This is a genomic window from Pseudomonas versuta, from assembly GCF_001294575.1.
Lineage (GTDB): Bacteria > Pseudomonadota > Gammaproteobacteria > Pseudomonadales > Pseudomonadaceae > Aquipseudomonas > Aquipseudomonas versuta.
The window spans coordinates 1,955,851-1,975,451 of sequence record NZ_CP012676.1 but is presented as its reverse complement, the minus strand read 5'-3'; the positions used below and the strand labels follow the sequence as shown (position 1 = coordinate 1,975,451).

General features: G+C 59.4%; 17 protein-coding genes and 3 pseudogenes. 7 read left to right on the top strand and 13 right to left on the bottom strand.

Translation table 11 applies throughout. The features are described from left to right. Positions 1 to 126: 126 nt before the first annotated feature. From AOC04_RS08800 to AOC04_RS08790, 3 genes and pseudogenes are all read right to left on the bottom strand, one after another. Entirely contained in the window at positions 127 to 783 is a 657-nt protein-coding gene (locus AOC04_RS08800) for a fimbria/pilus chaperone family protein (protein ID WP_237178899.1), read from the bottom strand. A gap of 230 nt (positions 784 to 1,013) precedes the next feature. Beyond that, positions 1,014 to 1,673 carry a DUF1120 domain-containing protein gene (locus tag AOC04_RS08795; protein WP_060692496.1) on the bottom strand — a complete coding sequence of 220 codons (660 nt, stop codon included), beginning with the start codon at positions 1,671 to 1,673 and terminating at the stop codon, positions 1,014 to 1,016. A gap of 396 nt (positions 1,674 to 2,069) precedes the next feature. Then, positions 2,070 to 2,968 (bottom strand): annotated as a pseudogene (locus tag AOC04_RS08790) (LysR substrate-binding domain-containing protein). Between the two features lie 135 nt (positions 2,969 to 3,103). Between AOC04_RS08790 and AOC04_RS08785 the strand changes: the two are divergent. The 3 genes and pseudogenes from AOC04_RS08785 to AOC04_RS24450 form a co-directional block, all read left to right on the top strand. Further along, positions 3,104 to 3,802: a CoA transferase subunit A gene (locus tag AOC04_RS08785; RefSeq protein WP_060692494.1), complete on the top strand. Its 699-nt coding sequence runs from the start codon at positions 3,104 to 3,106 to the stop codon at positions 3,800 to 3,802. Between the two features lie 49 nt (positions 3,803 to 3,851). Further along, positions 3,852 to 4,511, top strand: coding sequence for a CoA transferase subunit B (locus tag AOC04_RS08780; RefSeq protein ID WP_060692491.1), 660 nt, complete (start codon positions 3,852 to 3,854; stop codon positions 4,509 to 4,511). 59 nt (positions 4,512 to 4,570) lie between these two features. Next, positions 4,571 to 4,669, top strand: a pseudogene (locus AOC04_RS24450) (PaaI family thioesterase); the annotation flags it as partial. A gap of 65 nt (positions 4,670 to 4,734) precedes the next feature. Here AOC04_RS24450 and AOC04_RS08775 read toward each other — a convergent pair. The 9 genes and pseudogenes from AOC04_RS08775 to AOC04_RS08735 all read right to left on the bottom strand — a co-directional run bounded on the left by AOC04_RS08775 (position 4,735) and on the right by AOC04_RS08735 (position 13,967). Continuing rightward, positions 4,735 to 5,970: a M20/M25/M40 family metallo-hydrolase gene (locus tag AOC04_RS08775; protein ID WP_060692488.1), complete on the bottom strand. Its 1,236-nt coding sequence runs from the start codon at positions 5,968 to 5,970 to the stop codon at positions 4,735 to 4,737. An 87-nt stretch (positions 5,971 to 6,057) separates the two neighbouring features. After that, entirely contained in the window at positions 6,058 to 7,026 is a 969-nt protein-coding gene (locus AOC04_RS08770) for an XdhC family protein (protein WP_060692485.1), read from the bottom strand. Next, positions 7,013 to 9,232 (bottom strand): xanthine dehydrogenase family protein molybdopterin-binding subunit, encoded by a 2,220-nt coding sequence (locus AOC04_RS08765; RefSeq protein ID WP_060692483.1) that lies wholly within the window; start codon positions 9,230 to 9,232, stop codon positions 7,013 to 7,015. Before AOC04_RS08765 ends, AOC04_RS08770 begins: the two co-directional genes overlap by 14 nt. Next, the gene (locus tag AOC04_RS08760) at positions 9,229 to 10,227 is read right to left on the bottom strand and encodes an FAD binding domain-containing protein (protein ID WP_060692480.1); all 999 of its coding nucleotides are present in this window, start codon (positions 10,225 to 10,227) and stop codon (positions 9,229 to 9,231) included. The genes AOC04_RS08765 and AOC04_RS08760 overlap by 4 nt, the downstream gene beginning before the upstream one ends. Continuing rightward, positions 10,227 to 10,736, bottom strand: coding sequence for a (2Fe-2S)-binding protein (locus AOC04_RS08755; RefSeq protein ID WP_082363675.1), 510 nt, complete (start codon positions 10,734 to 10,736; stop codon positions 10,227 to 10,229). The genes AOC04_RS08760 and AOC04_RS08755 overlap by 1 nt, the downstream gene beginning before the upstream one ends. A gap of 39 nt (positions 10,737 to 10,775) precedes the next feature. Then, positions 10,776 to 11,111 (bottom strand): RcnB family protein, encoded by a 336-nt coding sequence (locus AOC04_RS24130; protein ID WP_060692478.1) that lies wholly within the window; start codon positions 11,109 to 11,111, stop codon positions 10,776 to 10,778. A 121-nt stretch (positions 11,112 to 11,232) separates the two neighbouring features. Beyond that, positions 11,233 to 11,796: pseudogene (locus AOC04_RS08745) on the bottom strand (DNA polymerase ligase N-terminal domain-containing protein); the annotation flags it as partial. 181 nt (positions 11,797 to 11,977) lie between these two features. Further along, positions 11,978 to 13,003, bottom strand: a complete 1,026-nt coding sequence (locus AOC04_RS08740; RefSeq protein ID WP_171970570.1) for a DNA topoisomerase IB — start codon at positions 13,001 to 13,003, stop codon at positions 11,978 to 11,980. Between the two features lie 88 nt (positions 13,004 to 13,091). Then, entirely contained in the window at positions 13,092 to 13,967 is an 876-nt protein-coding gene (locus tag AOC04_RS08735; RefSeq protein ID WP_060696909.1) for a LysR family transcriptional regulator, read from the bottom strand. A 145-nt stretch (positions 13,968 to 14,112) separates the two neighbouring features. Here AOC04_RS08735 and AOC04_RS08730 point away from each other — a divergent pair, with 145 nt between their 5' ends. The 4 genes from AOC04_RS08730 to AOC04_RS08715 all read left to right on the top strand — a co-directional run bounded on the left by AOC04_RS08730 (position 14,113) and on the right by AOC04_RS08715 (position 18,959). Next, positions 14,113 to 14,886, top strand: coding sequence for a glucose 1-dehydrogenase (locus tag AOC04_RS08730; RefSeq protein ID WP_060692472.1), 774 nt, complete (start codon positions 14,113 to 14,115; stop codon positions 14,884 to 14,886). A gap of 36 nt (positions 14,887 to 14,922) precedes the next feature. Then, complete coding sequence (locus AOC04_RS08725) at positions 14,923 to 16,209, top strand: MFS transporter (RefSeq protein ID WP_060692470.1); 1,287 nt, start codon at positions 14,923 to 14,925, stop codon at positions 16,207 to 16,209. Between the two features lie 160 nt (positions 16,210 to 16,369). After that, on the top strand, positions 16,370 to 17,542 hold the full coding sequence (locus tag AOC04_RS08720) for an acetyltransferase domain-containing protein (protein ID WP_060692469.1): 1,173 nt from the start codon (positions 16,370 to 16,372) through the stop codon (positions 17,540 to 17,542). A 73-nt stretch (positions 17,543 to 17,615) separates the two neighbouring features. After that, positions 17,616 to 18,959: an OprD family porin gene (locus AOC04_RS08715; protein ID WP_060692467.1), complete on the top strand. Its 1,344-nt coding sequence runs from the start codon at positions 17,616 to 17,618 to the stop codon at positions 18,957 to 18,959. Positions 18,960 to 19,101: 142 nt separating this feature from the next. Here AOC04_RS08715 and AOC04_RS08710 read toward each other — a convergent pair whose 3' ends face one another. Then, positions 19,102 to 19,572 carry a copper chaperone PCu(A)C gene (locus AOC04_RS08710; protein WP_060692465.1) on the bottom strand — a complete coding sequence of 157 codons (471 nt, stop codon included), beginning with the start codon at positions 19,570 to 19,572 and terminating at the stop codon, positions 19,102 to 19,104. Positions 19,573 to 19,601: the final 29 nt, after the last annotated feature.

Genomic DNA, 19,601 nt, shown 5'->3' with positions numbered 1-19,601 from the left:
GAAAATAACAAACTAGCCAGCAGGCTCGAACAGCTCAGGTTGCTAAACAGCGCGGTACACCCACGCGCTGCCCATGGCTTAAGAATCATCCGGGGCATCCTAAATCGACAGTGAAAAGAGGGACGATCAGTTCAGCGGTGCGCTAAACGCGTTAACGGCAAAGCCGTAGAGGCTTGCGGGGGTGAACTGCACCGACTCCACCGAGGCCGGTGTGTTGTCGGGAAGTTTCACTGACAGGGATTGCCCGGCCAGGATGTAATTGTTGGGCAATTCGGCCGCCGTCTTGCCTGGAAGCAGGGTCAGTTGCTTGGTCAAACGCACCACGTAAGGGCTGTCGTTGCTTACGTTCAGGGTGTTACCGGTACGCGTCCATTTGAGCAGCACCCAGGGATCGTTTTTCAACGCCAGGCCCTCGGGATGAATGATCACTGGCAAGTTCTGCCGTACGTTCATGGTGACGGTGGATTTGCCGTCGTTGTTCTTTTGCGGGATACCGTCGAAGGTCACCCGTTTCAGACGCTGGGTCGTGATGGGCGTACGCGCCTGAACAATGAAGCGCACCAGCTGCTTTTGTCCGGGCTCGACGCGCATGATGGGTGGCGTAACCACCAGCAGGGTTTCCTTGTCTTCAGTAATGTTGGCCAGAGAGGTATATAACAGTGCGGCACTGGGATGAGTATTGGTGATATTGATACTGCCTTCGCCATCCGCCACTTTGACCAGAACAATAGTGGTATCCGGCGTCATGCCGGAGGCGTGTACCGACTGGAATACAAACGCCATTAACAGCAAAACAGCGCCCCGCAAAACCTTTAAGTACTGCTTGCATGTGCAAAGCATAATCAAGACCTTTATTTAACTTGCGATGCTCGACATTATTTATGTCGCGCGCACTACTGCGCCGCCCCAATAGTCATAGGGTGAGGCAGTGACAAACATACGCAGGCGTGATGATATCTGTATAAAAGTTAATACAGCGCCGGATGTCGCCCGGCGCTGTACTAAAGGTTTACTTACAAGTAAGTAAGTTCCATGGTTGCGTTGGCATCAATTGTCAGTGCAGTGCTCAGGTCCAGTGTATTGACCGGAGCGATCTGGGGTTTGAGAACAAAATTGCCGCTATAGGTGGTGTAAGGCGCCGGGGTGGTTTCACCCACTGGAGCGAAGGAGTTCACGTGGGTTTTGCTGGCCTGGCCATAAGTTGCGTCAAACCAGTCAACGCCATTAGCACTTGTGATGACATTCGCATGGGTCTCTGCACCATTGCCCGTTACGGCTACGCTTGCGCCACCGCCATGCTGGAACCACAAGTGACCAATGGGTGCGTCAGCAGTGTCTTTGCCGAGGCTGAAAAGGTTGTGATTACCAGTTATAGGGTAAATTCCGTCGGCTTCCTTATTGTCAACCCAGCTAGTGCTGAGGACCACGGGACCGGTGCAGGTGATGCTATACCCAATACTTCTGTTGCCCAATGTGGTTGGCTTGTCATGGTCTTCGTTGAGATCTGCAACATTGATATCGCCCAGATCCAGAGCTGCGCCGGTACCGATTGTCACATCGCAGCCGGCAGGAACGATCTTGCCGGTGACCAGCAAGTCGGCCGTGGTGGCAGCCATAGCACTACCCGATACAGCCAGCAGGCAGGTCACGAGCAAGGTTTTTTTCAAAGACATACAGTAACTTCCATATAAGCGCTCCGCTCCGGGAGCTTGATTGGTTGAGTGCAGCGGCGGCGATCTTACTCAATCACTTTGTTAAATAAAACAGGCGTTATGCCCAATACATAATCCGTTCAAGATAGATTAAGAATCGACGTGACAATAAATAAGAGCATTCTTATTTATTGTGATGAGCTCCTAAATACCACCCGTCATTAAGTCGCCAACCGACAGTATTCGCCATGTCCAATTCATTGAGCTTGCGGCCAAAATATTGAACTGCTTAAGTTGAGTTTTGGCCGCAACATAAAACCAGTGTCGAAATGTATTTAGGAATGTTCGAGTGCAACTAGGAGTGTTTTAAAAGTACAACTAAATATTACGCCGAAGGTATCAGGGGACGCGCCGACCTCATTCACAAAACCGTTCGCCAAGCTGCTCGCCGATCAAGCTGTCAAACATCGCCTGGGCTGCCGCCGACAATTCATGGCCGGGTTTGGTCAGTATGCCGATTGCCCGCTCGACCACCGGTTCATGCAAGGTGATGCAGCGGGCACCAAGCTCGCGCATCTGTTCGGCACACAGCGCCGGAACTGCGCTGACCCCCAGCCCGCTGGCCACCATGCGCCCCACCGTAGCCAGTTGATGGCTTTCAAACTCCACCGGCAATTTCATCTGCCGCGCCTGTAGATGTTCTTCGAGCATCACCCGTACCGCCGAGGGGCGCTGCAAGGTGATAAAGGGCTGCTCAAGCAGGGTTTGCCAGTCGATTAGCAAGCGCCCGGCCCACTCCGAGTCACTGGGCACTACCGCTACAAACCGGTCCATATACAGCGGGGTAAAGGTCAGCGACGACCCCGGGCCCGGTTCGAAAGCCACCCCCAGTTCCACTTGGCGGTCACGGACCATCTCCAGCACTTGTTCGTTGATCACGTCGTTGACCGTGACGTTGACCTTGGGGTGAAAGGTGCGAAATTTCTTGAGGATGCGCGGCAACAAATTGCCCGAAAATGACGGGATTGCTGCCAGGGTCACACGCCCGCGCTGCAGGGTGAAGCGTTGGCGCATCTCGTCCTCGGCGTTGTCCCACTCGGCAATCAACCTACGTGCCAGCGGCAATAGCGACTCACCCTCGGGGTCAGTGCCACATTGCGCGTAGTACGACTGAACAGGCGCCCGCCCAGCCCCTCCTCCAGAGCCTTGATCGTCAGGCTCAACGCCGACTGGGACAAGTGCAGCCTTTCGCAGGCCACGGCAAAGCTCAGGCTCTGGGCCACAGCGAGGAAAGCACGCATCTGTTTCACGGTCATGGGCGGGTCCTTTTGATTTATTGTTTTACTTTATCAATTAATTCACCCTAAAAATCAATTTAACAAATCAATACTGCCGGTTAACACTCTCTGCCATTGGCTAACCACCCACTACCCACAATAAAAGAGGTGTCTATGGCAGGTTTCGACAAGCGTGTGGCGTCCTACGAGGAAGCCCTGGCCGGACTCGAGGACGGTATGACCGTGATCGCCGGAGGCTTCGGTCTGTGCGGGATCCCGGAGAACCTGATCAGCGAGATCAAACGCAAAGGTACCCGTGACCTGACCGTGGTCTCAAACAACTGCGGGGTCGACGGCTTTGGCCTCGGCGTACTGCTTGAAGACCGCCAGGTACGCAAGGTGATTGCCTCCTATGTCGGCGAGAACGCGTTGTTCGAGCGTCAATTGCTGAGTGGCGAAATCGAAGTCCAGCTGACCCCCCAGGGCACCCTTGCCGAGAAAATGCGCGCAGGTGGTGCCGGGATCCCAGCCTTCTTCACCGCTACCGGAGTCGGCACCCCAGTGGCCGACGGCAAGGAAATCCGTGAATTCAAGGGCCGGCCCTACCTGATGGAAGAGTCGATCACCGGCGACTTCGCCATAGTCAAAGGGTGGAAGGCTGACCATTTTGGCAACGTGATCTACCGCCACACGGCGCAAAACTTCAATCCGCTGGCCGCCACTGCGGGCAAGATCACCGTGGTCGAGGTTGAAGAAATCGTCGAGCCCGGCGAGCTGGACCCGACCCAGATCCATACCCCTGGCATCTACGTCGACCGGATCATTTGCGGCACGTTCGAGAAACGCATCGAACAGCTCACCGAGCGCGCCTGATCCCTGCCCCCAGCCTTAAGCTCTGGATCACAGAGCACGGAGAACAACAATGGCTCTTACCCGCGAACAAATGGCCCAGCGCGTCGCCCGCGAAATGCAAGACGGCTTCTACGTGAACCTGGGCATCGGCATTCCCACCCTGGTTGCCAACTACATCCCCGAAGGCATGGAAGTGATGCTGCAATCGGAAAACGGCCTGCTGGGCATGGGCGCATTCCCGCAAAAAGGCCAAGCCGACGCCGACATGATCAATGCCGGCAAGCAAACCGTTACCGCCCGCACCGGGGCATCGATCTTCTCCTCGGCTGAATCCTTCGCGATGATTCGCGGCGGCCACATCGACCTGACCGTGCTCGGCGCCTTCGAAGTCGACGTGCAGGGCAACATCGCCTCCTGGATGATCCCCGGCAAAATGGTCAAGGGCATGGGCGGCGCGATGGACCTGGTGGCGGGTGCGGACAATATCATCGTCACCATGACCCATGCGTCCAAGGACGGAGAGTCTAAACTGCTGTCGCGTTGCAGCCTGCCGCTGACCGGCGCCGGGTGCATCAAGCGGGTACTGACTGACCTTGCCTACCTGGAAATCGATAACGGCGCATTCATCCTCAAGGAACGTGCTCCCGGGGTCAGCGTCGAGGAAATCGTGAGCAAGACCGCCGGCAAATTGATCGTCCCCGAGCATGTGCCGCAAATGCAGTTCGCCTGATTCGGCTTATTCAAAGAGCTCTGGATGCCGCCTGCATCGTGCAAGCATTGTAGGAGCGAGCTTGTCACTCTCGTGCAGAACAGCGTGAGGTCGACAATCTGGGGATCAAGTTCATCAAACCGACCCCGATGCCCCTGCCCCTGCCCCTGCGGGCACAAGGCCAACTGTAGGAGCGAGCTTGCTCGCGAGGCTCTTCGTTGAAAAGCTCGCTCCTGCAGGGGGGTTACTTGGACAGTTTTCTGATCATTGCCACGCTCAGGTACAGCCGCGGCGCTACGCTGTTCAGTTCGATGTATTCATCTTCGGCATGCAGCCCTGCCCCCACAACCCCCATGGTTTCGAGGACCGCCGGTTTGGCACTGCCCGGCACATAGGCATATCCCGCATCTGTGCCGAAACGCATGGCGATGGGCTCAACCTTCAGACCGATATCGCCATACAACGCTTGGGCCGTCTTGGCCAGGGATTCGGAGCCGTCATTTTTGGCCAGCGGCGGTCTGCCCTTGTGCAGGGTGATCACGGTTTCGGTCTCAGGGATCAGTTTGTTCTGGGCAATGCGTTTGGCGTCAGCCAGCACCCGCTCGCTCTCGGTCACGTCCGAGTAACGCATGTCCGCTTGGGCGGTCGCCAGATCGGGAATGATGTTGGCCTTTTCGCCGGCCTGGGCCATGGTCCAGTTGACTGTGGTGCCTTTGCCCGGGTCGCCCAGGTCCTTGAGCTGGACGATCTGGTGCGCCAGTTCAGTCAGGGCATTGCGACCCTTTTCCGGGGCGGAGCCCGCATGGGAGGACTTGCCCTTGACCTCCAGGCCGAGCTGGTTGATGCCATTGGTGGCCACAGTCACCGCGTCCTTGTCGGGCGGCTCGTAGGAGAAGACGTAGTCATGCTTGCGCGCCAGGTCGGCAATGATTTTTTTCGACCCGGCCGACCCCATCTCTTCGTCCGGGTTAAACAGCACGGTCAGCGTGCCGTAGTCCTTGAACTGTTGGTCCTGTAGCAGCTTGACCGCATGCAGGATCATCGCCACGCCGCCTTTGGCATCGGCAACACCCGGGCCATAGGCGCGCTCACCCTCGGTGCGAAATGGCCTTTTGGCCACCGTTCCGGGTCCGAATACGGTGTCGTAGTGCACCATCAGCAGGAAGTCCTTATCACCGGTGCCCTTGAAGGTGCCGACGATATTGTCCCCGGCCGAAGGGGTTGCCGGGCTGGTCTCGACGCTAGCGCCAAGGTCCTGCAAGCGCTTGACCAACAGCGCACTGACCTGGTCCAGGCCCGGCTTGGTGCCGGTTCCGGTATCCACCGAGACCAGGGTTTTCAGGGTGTCCAGGTAAGCAGGTTGTTCGGCCCGGGCCTGGGCCAGCAACGCTTGAGGGGTAATGTCGGCGGCGTTGACGGTCGCGCTGACAACCAGCGCCAGAACGGTGGCTGCGGTGAAGGGAAAGCGGGACAACTGCATAGGTGAGACCTCGATCCGTGACGGGTAATTATTGTTAGGGGTTCATTTGTAACCCATGTAGCGCTGCAGATGTCAGGTTCCGGCCGTTTAAACATCTCGCCGGCCAATGCCATTGGAGACGCGCAAGATATCGGCCATCACGGCGAGGGCTATTTCAGCCGGGGTCTTGCTCCCCAGACGCAGGCCGATCGGCGCATGAATGCGGGCCAGTGCCCGGGCATCAAGGCCGCCAATGCGCGCCAGGCGCTCGATTCGCTTGTCACTGGTGCGCTGCGAGCCCATGGCGCCAATGTAAAAGGCTTCGGTTCTTACCGCCTCCATCAGTGTCAGGTCATCCAGCCGGGGATCATGGGTCAGGGCCACCACCGCAGTAGCCGCGTGACAGCCACCCTCCTCGATGAAGACTGAGGGCAAGCGCGGGTGGACATGCACGCCCGGCAGTGCAAAGCCTTCAAGCACTTGGGGGCGTGGATCACAGACCACCACTTCGTAACCCAGCGCCAAGGCAAAATTGGCGCAAAACTCGGCCACCGGGGACAGGCCGGCCAGCAGCAGACGCACCACGGGCCCCACCCGGATCAATATTTCATGCGCTGCCACTTGCACCCGCGGGCCATTCACCGTGCCCGGTAAAACACGGCGGGTCAGGCCGCCCGGGGTAACGCCCCGGGTCGTTAGACACTGCCCGGTCAATGCCTGTCTGAGTAGTTCCAGATGCTCAAGTGTCTGTGGTTCGGGCGCCAGGTATTCGATCAATACTTCCAGCACGCCGCCGCACGGCAACTCAAGGGTGGGCGCCAGGCCGCCATCGCCATAACGCACCACCTGATTGACCGGGGCAAACTGCCCGGTGCACAGGCGTTCCATGAAGTCCTCTTCGACGCAGCCTCCTGACAGCGACCCGCGATGCTCACCGCTGGCCATGGCCACCAGCATCGCCCCCGGTCCTCGCGGGGCGGAACCGAAGGTTGAGAGTACGGTGCACAGCCACACCGGTTGGCCCGCGGTCACCCAGTGCTGAGCCTGCTGGATGACCTGCAAGTCAAGGGAGTCCATGCATCAACTTTTCCTTGGTGATCGGCAGCCCGCGGATGCGTTTGCCGGTCGCGTGGTACACCGCGTTGGCGATGGCGGCGGCGAGCCCGGTGATACCGATTTCACCAATGCCGCGGGCACCGAACTCGCTCAGGTTGAGGTCCGGGTAATCCAGCAGCGTGATATCGATCACGGGTTGATCGGCGTGCACCGGGACCACGTATTCGGCCAGGTTGTTATTGACCGGCAGCCCGCTGACCGGATCAAACTCGCCCGCTTCGAACAGCGTCATGCCGATGCCCATCACAATCGCCCCCTCAACCTGATTGCTGGCCGCCAGCGGGTTGACCACCTTGCCCACATCAATGGCGCTGACCACCCTCGCCACCCGCAATCTGGAGATGCCGGGGTCCCAGCGGACTTCGACGAAATGGGCGCCAAAGGAGCGGTATGACCAGGTACCGGTCTTCGCTGCGCCACTCTTGAAGGTCCCCTCGGCATGTGACAGGCGCTGCTGGTTCAGGACCTCGCAGAACGATACCCGCTGCTTGCCGCTGACCAGTTGCCCCGCCTCAACCTTGAGGGTTTCAGGCTTTTTACCGGCGAACTGACCGGCGCTCAACACCGCATACTCGCGCAGTTTGTCCAACGCCTGGCGCGTCGCGCCCGCGATGGCCGGCATCACACTTGAGGTGGCCCATGAGCCGCCGGACATGGCGCCCGGCGGGTACGCCGAGCTGCCGAGCTGAACCTCAATGCGATCCAGCGCCAACCCGGTCAACTGGCTGACGGTTTGCGCAACGATGGTATAGGTGCCGGTGCCAATATCCTGCAGGCCACACTGGGCCAGCGCCGTGCCGTCAGCACGCAGGATCACCCGCGCATCGGTTGGCACCTGGGACGCTTCCCAGTTACAGGCCCCCATGCCATAGCCAATGATTTCGTCGCCGTCACGCATTGATCCAATGGCAGGGTTGCGCTGCTGCCAGCCAATCTTTTGCGCGGCGACTTCGATGGCTTCTTGCAAGTGGTTGCTGGACCACGGCAGGCCGACGCTTTCGTCCATGGACGCCATGTTCAGCAGGCGAAAATCCATGGGGTCGATCCCTGCGGCCTCGGCCATTTCATCAATCGCCGATTCCAGGGCAAACAATCCCGGCGCCGCACCGGGGGCACGCATGGAGGTGGGTGTGCCACGGTTGACCGGCACATTTTTGTGACTGACCAGTACATTCGGGCAGGAATACAGGCTTTTGCTTACAGAACCGCAAGGCTCGGTGTAGGCGTCGGTGGTGGAGGTGCTGTTGTGCGATTCATGGCGCAGCGATACCAGTTTGCCGATGCTGTCGGTGGCCAGCCGCATGCGCTGCGAAGTCTCTGCCCGGTGCCCCGACGTAGTGAACATCTGTTGGCGTGGCAGCATCAGCTGGACCGGCCGGCCGCTGACTTTCGCCGCTGCGCAGGCGGCGATGGAATGCGGCCAGGGCCAGAGTTTGCTGCCGAATCCAGAGCCAATAAACGGCGCCCGCACTTCAACCCGGTCCGGCGGCAAATCGAACACGTTGGCCAGCACATTGCGGTGATTGACCACGCCCTGAGTGCTTTCATAAACAAACAGGCGGCCGTCCTCCCACCATGCAGTGGTGGCGTGCATCTCCATCGGGTTGTGGTTTTCCACGGGGGTGGTGTAGGTCACGTCAATGGATCTGGCAGCCGAGGCATACGCCGCTTGCGGGTCGCCCCGGGTATGGCCTGCCCCGCCATCCTTGCCCTGATGGGTGGCCATGGCTTCGGCCAGGCTCCTGATCGGTTCGCCAACCTCGTACTCGACCATGACCCTATAGGCTGCTGCTCTGGCCTGCTCAAAACTCTCGGCCAGCACCAGCGCCACAAACTGGCCCGGATAAGACACCCGCTCATCTTCAAAGGGTGTACGAAACTCATCGACCTTGCTGGCACTGAGGATCTGCGCCATGTCCATGGCCGCCGCAGGCGTACGATAGAGCTTGGGGCAGTTGCCATGATGCAGCACGCTGATCACCCCCGGCATCGCGGCTGCCTGCCGGTCATCGATGTTGCAAATACGGCCGTGGGCAATGGTGCTGTAGACCCCATAGGCATACAGCATGCCGGGTCGGGGGTGCTCGGCTGCGTAACGTGCCGCGCCGCTGACCTTGAGCCGGCCATCAATCCTGCGTTGAGCAATACCGATAATTGGCGGGTTCATAGTGACTCCTGGGTGGTGAGGTCACGAAGATTGCGCACAATCACCTGTTGCCCGAGCGGGATCTTGAACCCGTTATGTTCATAAGGCCGCGCATCTTGCATGGCCAGCGCGGCGACCCGGGCAAAGGTATCCGCTGACACCTTTTGCCCGGCCAGACTGTTTTCGGCCTCAACCGAACGCCAGGGTTTGGTGCCTACGCCGCCCAGGGCAATCCGGGCCTGAGTGATGAGCTGTCCTTGCAGCACCAGGATGATGGCGCTGGAGGCCAGGGCAAACTGGTAGGAGCTGCGGTCGCGCAGTTTCAGATATGAGGAGCGGCTGCCGGGCAGCGGTGCGTCCAGCGTCACATGGGTAATCAGTTCGTGCTCAGCCATGGCGTGCTCAAGCCACGGGGTTTCGCCGGGCAATAAATGAAACTCGCCAAAATCGACATCCCGGGTACTGCCATCGCGACTTTGCAAGGTGACTTGGGCGCCAATGGCGGTCATGGCCACACACATGTCCGAAGGGTGGGTTGCGATGCAGTGATCACTGGTGCCCAGCACGGCATGCACACTGCGATTCAGACCGCTGATGGCAGCACAACCGGAACCGGGTTCGCGCTTGTTACAAGCCGAGACGCCATCGCGAAAGTAGTTGCAGCGCACCCGCTGCATTACATTGCCGCCGGTGCTGGCCTTGTTGCGTAACTGCGTGGACGCGCCGGCGAGAATGGCCTGGGCCAGCACCGGGTAACGCTCACGCACCAATGGATGGCACGCCAGTTCGGTGTTGCTGACCAGGGTGCCGATACGCAAGCGACCGTCCGGCAATGCCTCGACTTGCTTGAGCGCCAGCTGCCTGAGGTCGACCAGATGATCAGCCGGCATCACATCCAGCTTCACCAGGTCCAGCAACGTGGTGCCACCGGCCAGATAAAAACTGTGGGGTTGAGTAGACGCATGCTCGATGGCCTGGTCGGGAGAACCGGGACGTACATAGTCAAAGGTGCGCATCAGACGTCCCTGCCCATTTTGGTCCGCGCCGACTGCACGGCCGCCAGAATATTTTTGTAGGCGCCACAGCGGCAGATATTGCCGCTCATGGCCTCCCTCACGCTGGCGTCATCGGCCGCAATATTCGGGTCATTGAGAAGGGCGACGGCACTCATGATCTGCCCCGGGGTGCAGTAACCGCACTGAAACGCGTCATGCTCCCAAAAGGCTTCCTGCACCGGGTGCAGCCGGTCCCCTTCGGCCAGGCCTTCGATGGTGGTAATGCTGTCGCCCTCATGCTGCACCGCCAGTGACAGGCAAGAGTTGATCGCCTCACCATTGACCAGCACGGTACAGGCACCGCACTGGCCATGATCACAGCCTTTTTTGGTTCCATACAGGTGCAAGCGGTCGCGCAGCACGTCCAGCAAAATCGCGTTGGCCGGTGCCACGAGGGAATGTGATTGACCGTTGACCTGCAGGATGACGGGTTGCTCGCCGAGTGGTGCAAGTGCGTTCGGGTTTGTCATCAGGATCACCTTGAGCGTGGGGGGCTGCGCATGCAGAACCTACTTGGTCAGGACTTTGGCGTCCTTGCTGCGTATCTCCTTGATCACCGAGTTGACCCGGTTGACCAAGACGTAATGCCCGCTGATTTCAACCCATTGCTCGGTATCGGTGGGTTGCGGCAGCCCCTTGGCTTTCCAGTTTTTTATCGCGGCCGTGTCGCGGGTGTATTGATCCGGTGCCTTGTCGCCTTTGCCATAGCAACTGCTCAGGTCCATGGACTCGGCCAGGATCTGACCCGGTTTGCAGTCACTGGCCTTGTCATCGTCAGCCTGTGCTGCGAAAGGCACTGCACACAGAAGACCGGCCAATATTGATGCAGAAATAATGCTGCGCATGTTCACCTCGTTGTGGTTACCGGCCAGACGCCGGTTTGGGGTATAGAAACGGTGGACCCGTGCAGCACGGCTAACGTTCCCTTTACCTGAATCAGGCTTTCCCTGGCGTGTGCTTTGCCGGTCGGGGTTTGAGGATGCGACCACTGATTACGGATTCCGGCCGCTGAGTGAGCACATCAAAATCGGACTCCGCTCTAGCGGCATCGTCCTGGTGCTTGATCAAAAACCAGAGTTGCTTCTTGCCCTCTTGCTGTGAACGCACCAGGCTCCAGCTACCTTGCAGCTTGTGGCCCTCGAGTTCGAACTGCAGCCTGCCTTTTTTGAAAGATTCGACCGGGTCGCCAACGGGCTTCCACACCCCGCGATCCCAGACAATCACATCCCCTGCCCCATAGTGGCCTTCAGGGATATGGCCTTCGAACGCGGCGTAATCCAGTGGATGGTCCTCCACTTGCACCGCCAGACGCTTGACCTGAGGGTCCAGGCTTGGTCCTTTAGGCACGGCCCAGCTTTTGAGTGTGCCCTGCAGTTCAAGGCGAAAGTCGTAGTGCAGATGGCTTGCGTCATGCTTCTGGATACAGAACTGCAAGGCATGGGGAGGCGATGCCTTTTTTGCAGCGCCAGAGGGTTCGGGCGTGCCCGTAAAATCGCGTTTTTCTTGGTAATCATCCAGGGTGTCATTCATGGCGGATCCTCTTTTTTTCGTTGCCAAAATCCTCGGCCGTGACTGCCCCTGATTCCGTAGTCGCAGCCTCGTGCCTCGTCAGCGACTACGCCACGTTGCGTTGCGTATCGCTGTGGTTAGCCACGCAGGACCGCAGGCCAGCGTGATGGGTCGGAGAGTCACGGCCCCGCACGAGTTCCTTCTATTTCTCGACCGCAGCGGTTTGGAGCATCCTTTCCAGGAACATCGCCAGGCCGACTTCTTCTGCCCTCAGCCCCTTGCGCACTCTGGGCCGGGGCAGCTCGGCCAGGGCCCCGGCGACAAACCCTTCAAGCACCGCCGGGTGGATGTAGCACTTGCGGCAGACAGCCGGCGTGTTGCCCAAATGCAGGGCCACGCTCTTGACCATGTCCACCACATGCCGTTTGGCATCGGCCTCGGGTTGCCATTGCAGCTCGCGCAACACCGACAACGCCAGCGCACTGCCGGCCCAAGTGCGGTAGTCCTTGGCCGTGAAATCAGCGCCGGTGAGGCTGTGCAGGCAGGCATTGATGTCGGAAGAACTGACAGTGTGGCGCTCGCCATTGTCGTCCAGGTACTGAAACAGGTTTTGCCCCGGAATCTCCAGGCAACGCTTGATGATCCGCGCCACACGCCGGTCCCTGACTGAAATGTCGTGCTCGACCCCGCTTTTACCGCGGAAGCGGAACTTGATGGTGCTACCGCTGACTTCGACATGACGGCTGCGCAGTGTGGTCAGGCCATAGGATCGGTTGTCCCTGGCGTACTGGCTGTTGCCGACCCGGATCAGCGTCGCATCGAGCAGGGTAATCACCGTGGCCATGACTTTCTCGCGGCTAAAGCCGGGGGCAGCCAGCAGGCTGTCCAGCTGCCGGCGCAGTTTGGGCAGGGCCAGGCCGAAATCGCGCAGCCGGGAATATTTATCGGCATCGCGCACTTCCCGCCAGCGCACGTGATAACGGTACTGTTTGCGCCCCCGGGCATCGCGGCCGGTGGCCTGCAAATGGCCACGGGGGTCCGCGCAAATCCAGACATCGGTATAGGCCGGAGGCACTGCCAGAGCATTGATCCGGCGGATTTCATCCGCATCGCCGATACGCTGGCCGGCCCCGTCGAAGTAAGCAAACTTGCCACGCAGTTTCTTGCGGGTGATACCTGGCAGCGTGTCATCGACATAGTGCAGGTCAGACGGCAACAGCTCGGACATGGCGATCATCCTGTACGGCAATTAATGGGCCCTTAAAACCATGGACCACAGCGGTTGGCGGACGTGCCGAGAATTTATCCGGGAGGGCCTACAGGATCTCGTTCAGCAGGTTGAACACCGTGAGTTTCACCGCGCTGTTCAGGTCTACCCACGCCAGGCCGGTGGTTGCACGATAGCTGCCCAAATCCAGCGGCCTGGAGATGACATTAGCCGGTAATGCACGCCCGGCATTGGCCGGTAACAGGCCGATGCCGAGTCCGGCGGACACCAGTGCCAGCATGGTGGTGAACTCCCCCAGTTCCGAGGCCATTTGCAGCTGCACGCCATGGCTGTTGAGCGATTGCATCAGCTCATCGTAGAAGCCCGGCGCATAGCGCCTGGCCAGAACAAACACCGGCACTTGGGCCAGTGCGCTGGCAGGTACCGAGTCATAGGCGGCCAACGGGTGCTCGCCCGGCAGCGCAAGGATGAAGGTCTCCTGCAGCACCTCGCGGGTTTGAATGCCGGGGATGACGGCAGGCAAGCGCATCAGCCCGAAATCCAGCTGGCCGATTTTCAGTGCAGTGGCCTGGTCCGGCCCCGGCATGTCCTTGAGTTCCAGCTCAACCCGCGGCAACCGCCTGTGCAATGCCCGCACCAGGGCGGGCAGCAGGTGCGGTAACACCGAGGACACAAAACCAAAGCGCACCCGGCCGATCTCGCCGCGCCCCGAAGCTCTGGCCACATCCGCGGCATGGGCGGCTTGATGCAGGGTGGCCCGGGCTTCAGGTAGAAATACCGCCCCCACTTGCGTGAGCATCACCGAGTGGCGGTTGCGCTCGAACAGGCGTACGCCCAGCTCTTCTTCGAGGAGTTTTATTTGCGTGCTCAGGGCCGGTTGCACGATGGACAGCCGTTGTGCAGCGCGGCCGAAATGAAGCTCTTCGGCCAGGGTCACAAATGATTTCAGATGTTTGATTTCCAACGATTTGCTCCGCTTTGCCAGCCTCTGAATGTGGTGATCAAAGTATTTGATCACCACATCAACAATTACGATTGGACGCTGTCCCCGGCCTGGGGTGAAGTACCGTCCGGGCCCACGAACATAATAAACGGCCCGGGAGAACAGCATGTCATTCAATATCACGAGCTTCCAGCTCAATGGGCGCAGGGCTTTGATCACCGGTTCCGGAAAAGGCATTGGCCTTGAACTGGCCCGGGGTCTGGGCGCAGCCGGGGCAACAGTGGTGATCAATGATCGAAATATCGAAAAAGCCAGCCAGGTCGCCAGCCAATTACGCGATGAAGGTATCAGTGCAGAGTTCGCAGTGTTCGACGTTACCGATCGCGAACAGCTGTTTGCCGCCATCAACACCTTTGAGGCCGAGACCGGGGCCATCGACATCCTGATCAACAACGCCGGGATCCAGCGCCGCGCGCCCCTAGAGGAGTACGACGCCAATGACTGGCATGACCTGATGCGGGTCAACCTGGATGGTGTGTTCCATGTGTCCCAGGCGGTTGCCCGGCACATGATTGCCCGTGGCCGCGGCAAGATCATCAACATCTGTTCAGTACAAAGCGAACTGGCCCGGCCAACTATCGCGCCTTATGCCGCGTCCAAGGGTGCGGTGAAAATGCTCACCAAAGGCATGTGTGCCGAATGGGCGCGCCACGGGATTCAGGCCAATGGCCTGGCACCGGGGTACTTTGCCACCGAGATGAACCGCGCCCTGGTGGATAACCAAGAGTTCAGCGAGTGGCTGTGCAAACGCACACCCGCAGGACGTTGGGGCCAGGTCGAGGAGTTGTGCGGCGCGGCGGTATTTCTGGCCTCCCCTGCCTCGGACTTTATTAACGGTCAAACCCTGTTTGTGGATGGCGGCCTGACCAGCGTTGTATGAACCCGCAGCTGAAAAAAACAATAACAGGGGACACCCATGAGCACCTTTGAACAAGCGCCACTGGCGCGCGATGCCATCACCCGGGGCAAGGGTTTTGCACCCAGGCGCTGGCTGTATCTGATTCCGCTGATTTTCATCACCTATAGCCTCGCTTACCTGGACCGGGCCAACTACGGCTTTGCCAGTGCTGCCGGGATCGAGCAGGACCTGGGCATCACCAAGGGCATGTCTTCGCTGATCGGCGCCCTGTTCTTCCTCGGGTACTTTTTCTTCCAGGTACCCGGAGCGATCTACGCGCAGAAATACAGTGTGCGCAAACTGGTGTTCTGGAGCCTGATCCTCTGGGGTTTGTGCGCCATGGCCACGGGGCTGGTGACCAATATCCCGATGCTGATGATCATTCGGGTATCGCTGGGCATTGTGGAAGCGGCCGTGATGCCGGCGATGCTGATTTTTATCAGCAACTGGTTTACCCGCAAGGAGCGTTCCCGGGCCAATACCTTTTTGGTACTGGGCAACCCGGTGACCGTGCTGTGGATGTCGGTGGTGTCCGGGTACCTGATCCAGGCCTGGGGCTGGCGCGAGATGTTTGTGATCGAGGGCGCGCCTGCCGTGCTGTGGGCGTTTGTCTGGTGGCGCATGGCCCGGGACAAGCCCGAGCAGGTCAGCTGGCTGACCCGGGACGAGAAGACCCAACTGGCCGCGACCCTTGCAGATGAACAGAAGGGTCTGCAGCAGGTGCGTAATTACCGTCAGGCGTTTACCAGCCCGATCGTGATTCAGCTCTGCTGTGTACACGCGCTTTGGAGTATCGGTGTGTACGGCTTCATCATGTGGTTGCCGACCATTATCAAACAGGCTGCGGCAGCCGACATTGTGACGGTGGGCTGGCTGAGCGCAGTGCCGTACGTGGCCGCCGTTGCAACCATGCTTGCCGTGTCCTGGGCCTCGGACAAAACCCAGCAACGCAAACACTTTATCTGGCCGCTACTGGCGCTGGGGGCTCTGGCGTTTTTCTGCTCGTACCTGCTGGGCTCTTCGCACTTCTGGCTTTCGTTTGTTTTGCTGTGCATTGCCGGTGCGGCGCTTTACGCCCCTTACGGGCCGTTCTTTGCACTGATCCCGGAACTGCTGCCGGCCAACGTGTTCGGCGGCGCCATCGGCCTGATCAATGCCTGCGGGGCGCTGGGTGCCTTTGTCGGTTCATGGATCGTGGGCTATCTGATCGGTCTGACCGGCAATCCGGGTGGCGCTTATATCTTCATGACGGTCGGGGTTCTGTCTTCTGCATTGCTGATGGCATGGATCAAGGTACGGCGATAAGTCTGTAGGTGCTGCCCTGTAGGAGCGAGCTTTTCCTCGCCGAGCTGAAGTGCTCACGAGGCAAGCTCGCTCCTGCATAGGTTCGTCAGGGATGACATTGCAGCTAGAAACGTTATAAGGTAACGACACCTTATACTTTCATTGTCTGTGACCCCCCTTCATGCCAACCGTACCCCAAGCCTCACCCTCAGCTCAGCGCCTGCTGTCCATTGATGCCCTTCGGGGTCTGGTTATCCTGTTTATGCTGCTGGACCACGTGCGCGAGACTTTCTTCCTGCACCGTCAAGTGGCTGACCCCATGAGCATCGACAGCACCGAGCCGCTGCTGTTTCTCAGCCGTACCCTCGCTCACCTGTGTGCCCCGGTGTTCGTGTTACTTACCGGACTGTCGGCGTACCTGTACGGCGAAAAATATCAGGGCAAGCGTGACGTCTCGGCATTTCTGTTCAAGCGCGGCCTGTTTCTGGTGGTGCTGGAGTTAACCCTGGTGAATTTCGCCTGGACCTTCCAGCTCCCGCCGTCGGTCATTTACCTGCAGGTGATCTGGGCCATCGGGTTAAGCATGATCGCCCTGGCGGCGCTGGTGTGGCTGCCACGGCCGGTCCTGTTAGTGCTCGCCATTGGCATCATCGCCGGGCATAACCTGCTCGACACGCTGCACTTTGCTGCAGCTTCGGCGCTGCATGTGCCTTGGGCGATTTTGCATGACCGGGGCTGGATCGAGTTTTCCGACACCCTGCGTTTGCGCACTTCCTACCCGGTATTGCCGTGGATCGGCGTGATTGCCCTGGGCTACTGCATCGGGCCCTGGTTCGCCCGTTCTGCTTCGGCGGCCGTGCGTCAGCGTTATCTGTTGCTCGCGGGTGCTGGCGCGCTGCTGGGGTTTGTCGCGCTGCGTTTGCTTAACGGTTACGGCGAGGCGCAGTGGGTGGCGCATGACCATCCGGTGCAGACGCTGATGAGTTTTTTCAACATCACCAAATATCCGCCTTCGCTGCTGTTCCTGACCCTGACCCTGGGTGTCGGCCTGTTGCTGTTACTGGCCTTTGAACGGGTCCGACAAGGCAAATGGATCGCCGTGCTGGCCGTGCTGGCCGTGTTTGGCGCCGCGCCGATGTTCTTCTATCTGCTGCACTTGTATGTGCTCAAAGTGCTGTATCTGCTGAGCGTGGCCCTGTTTGGTCTGAATCAGGGCAGCTACTTCGGGTTCGAGGCTATGGGGCCGGTATGGCTGACGGCGGTGTTGCTGGCAGCTGCGCTTTACCGGCCAGTGCGCTGGTTTGCCGGGCTTAAAGCCCGGCGCAGAGATATTTCCTGGTTGAAATATCTCTGATACGAGCAGCGATTTCTGGCGGTTCAACTAACATGCGCCCGTCAATCCCCTTTACTCCGTTACAGGTTCCGTAATGACAGCTGTCCATACTCGCTCGGCGATCCTTCTGGCTCTCGCAAGCCCCCTGGCCCTGGCCGACTCCGCGCAATCACAGTCCGCCGGCTTGATCGATGACAGCACCTGGAGCCTGGTCAACCGCACGGTTTACGACAGCCGCGAGTATCGCCACGGCGCCCGCAACAGCGGAGCTCGCAATGCCTATAAACCGCGCGCGGAACGCAATGGCTATGCCGAGGAATGGGCCTACGGGTTGATGGGCACGTTGCAATCAGGTTTCACCCAGGGCCTGATCGGGGTCGGGGTGGATGCCCACGCCTACCTTGGCGTCAAACTGGACAGTGGGGGTGGCCGCGCTGGCAAGGCGCGCCTGCTGGGTCTGGATAACGACGGCTACCCCAAGGACAACTTCGGCCGTGGCGGTGCGGCGATAAAACTGCGCATGTCGGACACCGTGCTGTCCTGGGGCGAACAACGGGTCAAAACCCCGGTGTTCAGCTCATCCGACAGCCGCCTGCTGCCGGAAACCGCCACTGGAGTGTTTTTGACCAGCAATGAATTAAATGCCCTGAAGATGGTCGGCGGGCATTTCACCGGGAGCACCGACCGTAACGCCAGCAGTCACGACCAAGGCTTTGTGGTCAATTACTCCAACGGCCCCAAAGGTGATGCCTTCGACCTGGCCGGGGTAGTCTATACGCCGAGTAAAAATCTCAGTGCCAGCCTGTACAGCTCGCGCTACGAGGACACCTGGAACCAGCACTATCTGGGCGCCCTGTACAGCCAGGCGATTGATGAGAACCACTCGCTGACGTTCAACTTCAACCTGTATCGCACCACCGATGAAGGCAAGGCGCTGTCAGGCAATATCGACAACACCACCTGGAGCCTGATGAGCACCTACGCTCAGGGCCCCCACAGTTTCAGCCTGGGTTATCAGAAGGTGCATGGCGATACGCCGTTCGACTATGTGACACGGGGAGCGATTTTTCTCACCAATGCCGTACAGCTGTCTGACTTCAACGCGCCAAACGAACAATCGTGGCAGGCCCGTTACGACCTGGGGATGACGCCGTGGGGCATGCCCGGCCTGGTGTTCAGCGCTGCGTATGTGCGGGGCAGCCAGATCGACGGCAGTCATGTTGACCCCCGTGGCGGCTATGCGTATCTGGGGTATGGCAAGGGCGGGAAACACTGGGAGCGTGACCTGGAAGCACGCTATGTGATTCAGAGCGGTACCGCGAAGGGCACCATCCTGTCACTGCGCCATAACGTGCATCGGGGCAATACAGCCCAGGCCGAACTGGATACCGATCAGATCCGGCTGGCCGTTGAATACCCGCTGACCGGACGTTTTTAACGGCCGGGCGCACTGACTATGGGCGACTGGACTCTAGGAGCGAGCTTGCAGATCCTGTGGGAGCCGGCTTGCCGGCGATGGCGGTGAGTCAGCCAATACAATCCGGCGCCATCGCGAGGCAAGCTCGCTCCTACAGTGGGGGTTAGTGATGCATGGCGCCGTGGTCATGCATGTCCATCTGCATGCTGTTCAGGGCGCGGGCCTTGGCCGTGACTTCAATGGCTTCTTTGACCCCTTTGCTGTCTTCGACGATCAGGGTCAGCGGTACGGTGTCACCCTCTTTGATCTGCCCCGTCAGGTCCATCAGCATCACGTGGTAGCCCTCTGGGTCAATGGCGACGGTCTTGCCGGCCGGCAATGCCACCGAGGGTACTGCGTGCATGCTCATCACGTCATTTTTCATTGTCGACTCATGGATCTGCACCGTTTTGGCAACCGGGGATTTGACTTCGACCAGCTTGCTGTCGGTACTGGCGGTGATGTGCATGAAGGCACCGCTCGAAGGCTGGCCGGCAACGGTCGCGCGGACCCAGGCATCATCGACCACGGTTTGCGCTGAAACATGCAGGCTCATGCCCAGCAGGGACAGCAACAGATACTTGACGGGTTTCATAGGAATGGCTCATTCAAAGGTGCGTTAGA

Excerpts from the sequence above, each read along its gene's own strand:
- AOC04_RS08800 (WP_237178899.1), bottom strand. The coding sequence starts at position 783 with ATGGCGTTTGTATTCCAGTCGGTACACGCCTCCGGCATGACGCCGGAT.
- AOC04_RS08795 (WP_060692496.1), bottom strand. The coding sequence starts at position 1,673 with ATGTCTTTGAAAAAAACCTTGCTCGTGACCTGCCTGCTGGCTGTATCG.
- AOC04_RS08785 (WP_060692494.1), top strand. The coding sequence starts at position 3,104 with ATGGCAGGTTTCGACAAGCGTGTGGCGTCCTACGAGGAAGCCCTGGCC.
- AOC04_RS08780 (WP_060692491.1), top strand. The coding sequence starts at position 3,852 with ATGGCTCTTACCCGCGAACAAATGGCCCAGCGCGTCGCCCGCGAAATG.
- AOC04_RS08775 (WP_060692488.1), bottom strand. The coding sequence starts at position 5,970 with ATGCAGTTGTCCCGCTTTCCCTTCACCGCAGCCACCGTTCTGGCGCTG.
- AOC04_RS08770 (WP_060692485.1), bottom strand. The coding sequence starts at position 7,026 with ATGGACTCCCTTGACTTGCAGGTCATCCAGCAGGCTCAGCACTGGGTG.
- AOC04_RS08765 (WP_060692483.1), bottom strand. The coding sequence starts at position 9,232 with ATGAACCCGCCAATTATCGGTATTGCTCAACGCAGGATTGATGGCCGG.
- AOC04_RS08760 (WP_060692480.1), bottom strand. The coding sequence starts at position 10,227 with ATGCGCACCTTTGACTATGTACGTCCCGGTTCTCCCGACCAGGCCATC.
- AOC04_RS08755 (WP_082363675.1), bottom strand. The coding sequence starts at position 10,736 with ATGACAAACCCGAACGCACTTGCACCACTCGGCGAGCAACCCGTCATC.
- AOC04_RS24130 (WP_060692478.1), bottom strand. The coding sequence starts at position 11,111 with ATGCGCAGCATTATTTCTGCATCAATATTGGCCGGTCTTCTGTGTGCA.
- AOC04_RS08740 (WP_171970570.1), bottom strand. The coding sequence starts at position 13,003 with ATGTCCGAGCTGTTGCCGTCTGACCTGCACTATGTCGATGACACGCTG.
- AOC04_RS08730 (WP_060692472.1), top strand. The coding sequence starts at position 14,113 with ATGTCATTCAATATCACGAGCTTCCAGCTCAATGGGCGCAGGGCTTTG.
- AOC04_RS08725 (WP_060692470.1), top strand. The coding sequence starts at position 14,923 with ATGAGCACCTTTGAACAAGCGCCACTGGCGCGCGATGCCATCACCCGG.
- AOC04_RS08720 (WP_060692469.1), top strand. The coding sequence starts at position 16,370 with ATGCCAACCGTACCCCAAGCCTCACCCTCAGCTCAGCGCCTGCTGTCC.
- AOC04_RS08715 (WP_060692467.1), top strand. The coding sequence starts at position 17,616 with ATGACAGCTGTCCATACTCGCTCGGCGATCCTTCTGGCTCTCGCAAGC.
- AOC04_RS08710 (WP_060692465.1), bottom strand. The coding sequence starts at position 19,572 with ATGAAACCCGTCAAGTATCTGTTGCTGTCCCTGCTGGGCATGAGCCTG.